Genomic DNA, 5,235 nt, shown 5'->3' with positions numbered 1-5,235 from the left:
CGCCTAGGGCGAGGACGGCGGTCAAGCCGGCGGCGGCGCCGATGGCCATCTTGGTGTGCATCCGCATCATGGTCTCCTGTCGATCAGGGGTAGGTAGGGGTACTCGGCGGAGTGGCCGGGGCGGGAAGTGTCGCCCCGGCCGCGGCGGGACGGGGTCAGGTTCCGTAGGACTTCACGACGAAGGTGGCGGTCACCGTCTTGCCGGAGGCCTCGTCGGTGACCTTGGCGGTGTAGGTGCCGTTCTGGTCCTGGCTCTGGCACGGCCAGCTCCAGCCGACGCCCCCGGAGGGGTTCACGGTGCCGTGGTCGTAGCCGTAGAGGGGGTACACCGCTCCGTTGGGGTCCAGCACGACGTCCTTGTACTGGCCGGCCGGCGTGAAGCCGGAGGAGATGTTCTCCAGGGTCTGGTGGGCGGAGGCGTTGGTGCACACCCCCTCGACCTCGAACCGCGGATCGGCCGCGCGGGGGGTCGGGGAGGCGCCGCCGGTGCCGGACTGGTTGGTGCCGGTCCTCGTCGTCCCTGGGCCGCCCCCGGTACCGGCGCTCCCGCTGCCGCCGCCGGTGACGACCACCGTCGTCCCGCCCCCGCTGCTGCTGTTCTGGGTGGCGCTCGGGGAGGGGGTGCCGCTGGGGGTGGTGGCCGCCGTGGACGCCGACGCCGGGGCCGAGGGCCCCGTGGGTGTCGGACTGGTCGAGCCGGGCGGTGGTGCGGGGGTGCCGGAGTGCGCGCTGGGGGTACCGCCGGCGGAGTGCGCCATGGCGTCGAAGCCGATGGCGGAGCCCACCACGACGGCCACGGCGGTGACGATCGCGGCGACCCGTGTACGGCGGCGCCGTGGCTGCGGGGCGGGTTCCGTCGGAGCCGGCGTCTCGCCGGCGGCAGGCAGTCCGGGTACCAGCGCCGGAGCGGGCGGCTGCCAGGTGCGCGCGGACGCTGTGCCCTGTTCGCTGCCGATGGCCAGGGCGTCGAACCAGTCCTTCCACGCGCGCAGGTCCTCGTCGGACATCCAGGGCAGCGTGGTCCCCTTCTTCGCCAGGGCCTTGGCCGCGCGCCCGGTGTCCTTCTCGCCGTTGCCGCGCAGCGCGGCGGCCACATGGCAGGCGTGCAGGAACGCCTGCACCTGGAGCCAGCTCTGGATCTCCTTGTCGCCGCTGGTGAGTTTGTGCGCGGTCGACCTCGGGAGCCGCTCGTCGGAGGGAACCGGCCCGACGGCCTGCTGCCTCTTCTGGTCGGCGACCAGCGCCGAGATCTCGTCGATGGCGAGCCAGGCCGGCGCTCCGCACCGTGTGCGGTAGTCGGCAAGGCTCTTGCGGTAGGCCGCCCAGGATGGGGCGACGTCTGGCTGTGCGTCAGGCAAGGATCCCCCTCGTGTAAGGCCCGGCACTGAAAGCATGCCGGAAGATCAAATCCCTTGATATTGCAGGGCATTGAAGCAATTACTCCTCTTATCCCATTTATCTGATGCGCCCGCTCCCACCTGCGGGGACGTCCGTCCGGGATGGCCGGGACGGCCATCCCGTCCCGGCCGCCCAGGGACGGGGCGGGACGGCCGTGCGCTAGGGGTGGCACGGCCGCAGGGGCCGTGCTTGCGCTTGATGGCGCATCACCGGCAGGGGGGAGGTGGGAAATGAACACCACCGGCTCCGGCTTCACCGTGCCCGAGTACGTCAAGGCGATGCTGATGGCCTTCGCGGTCCTCGCGGGCGTCCTGAGCGCCTTCATCGCCTGGACCAAGGCGAAGGCCAACCCGGCCACCGCGCCGCAAGCGGCCCTGTGGGCGGCGGGCGCCTTCACCGGCACCTTCTACGTCTTCGCGAAGCTCTTCGAAGACCTGCACCTCGTGTGACAGACACGCTCGCCGACGTGCACAGGATGCGGCTCGCTCGAAATCGAGCGGGCCGCATCCTGCTTTCCCGCCGACGCCAGCTCCCAGTCCCGGTCGCACGCCCGGGCGGGCGCGCGGACAGCGCGACCGCCGCCGTGCCGGTGGCGCGTAGCGTGATCTTCATGTTCGAGCTCAAGGCCGAGTACGAGTGGCGCACGGTCCTGCTCTGGCACGTCGTACCCGCCGGGACCAACACCGCCCTGTGCGGACAGTTCCTCGCGCCCGCCGCCCAAACCCGCCGCTCGCCGACCTGGGCGCACTGCGCGGCGACGCCTGCGTGCGCTGCACCGCCGCCACGGGGATTACCAGCCCGTCCGAGACTGCCCTTCCGCCGGAGGGCGGGCGCCCAGCCACGCCGCCGACGCGCGTGCCCAACTCGCGGCCGGACCCGTCGGGTGGCTGAACGGTGATGCGGTGACTCATGCCGGGCGGGCCCGCCCCGCCCGGCCACCGGCAGGGCCCGCCGCATTGTCACCGCCGCAGGCCCGCGGCGGGGTCCTCGGCACCACCACGACGAGGACCCCGCGCCATGCCGTCAACGGGCGGGGGAGTGACTTACGGCGCCCGGTTTGCGTTGCCGCGTCGTGCGGCAGGGACGGGCGGTCGCCGGCGGCGCCGACCGGCACCACCGGCGACCAGGCGGTCCCACTCCGGATCCGGTCGCCCAGGCACCGCACGGCCCAGCTCCTCCCACGCCGCGGCCATGGTCGAAAACAACGGCGTATCGCCCGGCTGTCCGGCACCTCGTGAAGAGCGCGGCGGGATCGGTTCCGCAGGGATCACCCCCGGTACAACGACCACGGCCCCGCCTGTACACGGCCGTCCACCGGACAGGCGAGCGCGCGCGGCCGCTGGCGCGCGGGTCAGCCTGCCTCCGAACCAGAGCCTGCTCCTGGCCCCAGGCGAACCCAGTGCGACGGCGCGGAACAGGGAACGGAGCCCCCTTCGGCTCCTGCGCCCTACTTTGCGGCAGCACCGCCCGCCACTCGTATTCGGCCTTGAGCCCGAACATGAAGATCACGCTACGCGCCCCAGTGGCACAGCCCGGGCACGGCGGCGGTCGCGCCGTCAGAGCCCAGGCGCGCGCTCCGACGGGTGATCCGGATGGGTCCTGGCGGGGCGCGCTTCGGTGGGGAAGCAGGAGGCGGCCCGCCTGGAATCGAGCGGGCGGCCACATACCCGCCCGCTCACTGCGGGCTCGACCGCGCGAGCGCGTCCCGCAACGCGAACGGGGTCGGCACGTCCGCGATCACGGCCAGCCGCTGTAGAAGTTCGCGGACGCGCGCCTCGTCCCCGCCCCGCACGGCCCGCACGATCTGCGCGATCAACTCCGGCGCGGCCACTTCCGGGCGCGGCCATCTGTCCGGGGTGGCCGGTTCGATGTCGCGGTGGGCTGTGGTCTGCTCATCGATTGGAAGGTTCACCAGCACGGTCGGACGGTAGCCCCGGCTCCGCCTGGAAGTTCCCGACTTCGGCGAAACCGGCCCAACCCCCTCGCGGTGTGTGCTACAGGTATCTTTTCTCCTACCATGATCGTTCCCGGGGCTGGTCGTGCGGCACAAGCCGGGGCTCTCGCTCGATCGCCGCAGGACTGCGACGCCGCGCAGGACATGCTCGGCGAGAGTGTCGCGGTCTACCTTGACGCCGACCCGACCGCGACCGCGGTGCCGTCCTCGATCGTGGATCTGACCGGAGAGGTGCCGGTGCTGCTGCGCGCGGGCGCGGTCGGCGCCGACCGGCTTCGCGAGTTGCTGCCCGACTTGGGCGAGCGCTGACCGGTCACACCGGGACAGGCGTCTGGTCCAGGCCGCGGGCGGTGACCAGGCGGGCGGTGCCGTCGGTGAGCCGGTAGGCCAAACCCACCACCGCCGTACGCCCCTGGTCGACGGCCTCGGCCAGGGCGCGGGAGCGGTCCAGCAGCAGGTCGACCGAGCAGCGCACGTGCTCGTCGATGAAGTCCGCGTCCTCTACATGCCCGGCCGCGCGCGACGCCAGCACGCTCGGGGTGACGCGCTCGATCACGTCGCGCACGAAACCCTCGCCGGTGGCGCCGCCGTCGACGGCAGCGCGGGTCGCGGCGACCGCGCCACACGCGTCGTGGCCGAGCACCACCACCAGCGGGCATCCGAGCACGCTCACCCCGTACTCGACGCTGCCGAGCACCTCGGGGCCCATCACGTGTCCGGCGGTGCGCACCACGAACAGGTCGCCCAGCCCGCGGTCGAAGATGATCTCCGCCGCGAGGCGGGAGTCGGAGCAGCCGAACAGCACCGCGAACGGGTTCTGCCCCGGCGCGAGCTGCGCGCGGCGGGCGGCGTCCTGGTTGGGGTGCTCCGGCGCTCCCGTAATGAAGCGCTGATTGCCCGCCAGCAGCATCTCGAAGGCTTCCCTCGGCGTCAGGGTGTCGGTCATGCCCGCTCTGCTTCCTCTCGTCGGTTTCCCACGGGTCATTCGTAGGATCGGCCCGGTTGGCCAGTCAACCATGACACGAAACCTGTGTCGTGCTTGATGTGTCGTGTCTCACCGGTCATGCTGGAGGGATGGAGCAGGTCCCCGCCCCCAGACCGGCGCTGTGGACGTTCCTGACCAATCACGCCCGCGTGCTGGTCCAGGTCGCCCGTGACCCCGGCATCCGGGTGCGGGACATCGCCGCCAGTGCCTGCTCACCGAGCGCGCGGGCCACCGCATCATCACCGACCTCGAACAGGCCGGGTAACTCGCCCACACCCGCTCGGGCGGCAACCGCTACCACGTGATCCCGGGCACCGGGCTCCGGCACCCCGCCGAGGCCAGCCCCAAGGTCGCCGACCTGCTCGCCCTCCTCACCGGCACCGGCCCACCGCCCACCCCGACGGCGACACCCCACCGCGCCCGGTGCCGGCCTCTGAGCCGCCACGGCCGCTACCGCGCCGGTCTGGAGCCGGTCATCGTGGCCCGGAGCCGAGCGGCGAGCCCGAGCGGCGAGACCCGGGCCGCCGGGACGATCTCGCCCTCGGCGCCCGTCGCCCGGATGCGGGCCGGCGACGCCGAACGTGACACCACCTGCGGTTGCGGTACTCGACGGAACCTCTCGCCAACGGGCGAGCAGATCGTCGGACGCGCAGCCAGCCGAGGCATCACCGCTGCACTCGCTCGGTCCGCGCGGGGGCGGATCGCCGGGTGTCCTGCACCAGGCCGGGGCCACCCATAGCTGGGGGGAGGTCCTGGCCGGCGGCGGCATGGTGACCCTGCTGTTCGGCTTGGGCTGCTCTGTCGCCCAGCTCGCCGACAACGCCCCCAGCTCGGACGACGAGCCCTCCTACGATGTGTTCATCGACCAGTGACCATGAGCCGCCATCTCCGCCGAGGC

At 72.6% G+C, this 5,235-nt stretch carries 4 protein-coding genes and 1 pseudogene; 2 read left to right on the top strand and 3 right to left on the bottom strand.

The window, feature by feature from the left end:
- Positions 1–155: 155 nt before the first annotated feature.
- On the bottom strand, positions 156–1,358 hold the full coding sequence (locus tag TR48_RS36380) for a hypothetical protein (protein ID WP_042374883.1): 1,203 nt from the start codon (positions 1,356–1,358) through the stop codon (positions 156–158).
- Positions 1,359–1,628: 270 nt separating this feature from the next.
- Between TR48_RS36380 and TR48_RS36375 the strand changes: the two genes are divergently transcribed.
- On the top strand, positions 1,629–1,847 hold the full coding sequence (locus TR48_RS36375) for a hypothetical protein (protein WP_042374882.1): 219 nt from the start codon (positions 1,629–1,631) through the stop codon (positions 1,845–1,847).
- 1,226 nt (positions 1,848–3,073) lie between these two features.
- Here TR48_RS36375 and TR48_RS36370 read toward each other — a convergent pair.
- Positions 3,074–3,316 carry a hypothetical protein gene (locus tag TR48_RS36370; protein WP_042374881.1) on the bottom strand — a complete coding sequence of 81 codons (243 nt, stop codon included), beginning with the start codon at positions 3,314–3,316 and terminating at the stop codon, positions 3,074–3,076.
- 150 nt (positions 3,317–3,466) lie between these two features.
- On the opposite strand from TR48_RS36370, the pseudogene TR48_RS41300 reads away from it, so the two are divergent.
- A pseudogene (locus TR48_RS41300) lies at positions 3,467–3,661 on the top strand (L-threonylcarbamoyladenylate synthase); the annotation flags it as partial.
- 4 nt (positions 3,662–3,665) lie between these two features.
- On the opposite strand, the gene TR48_RS36360 reads toward TR48_RS41300, so the two are convergent.
- Positions 3,666–4,298: a carbonic anhydrase gene (locus TR48_RS36360; RefSeq protein ID WP_042374880.1), complete on the bottom strand. Its 633-nt coding sequence runs from the start codon at positions 4,296–4,298 to the stop codon at positions 3,666–3,668.
- Positions 4,299–5,235: the final 937 nt, after the last annotated feature.

Source organism: Streptacidiphilus neutrinimicus (genome assembly GCF_000787815.1).
Taxonomy (GTDB): Bacteria; Actinomycetota; Actinomycetes; order Streptomycetales; family Streptomycetaceae; genus Streptacidiphilus; species Streptacidiphilus neutrinimicus.
The sequence above is the reverse complement of the archived record's forward strand: the minus strand, read 5'-3'. Positions and strand labels throughout refer to the sequence as shown.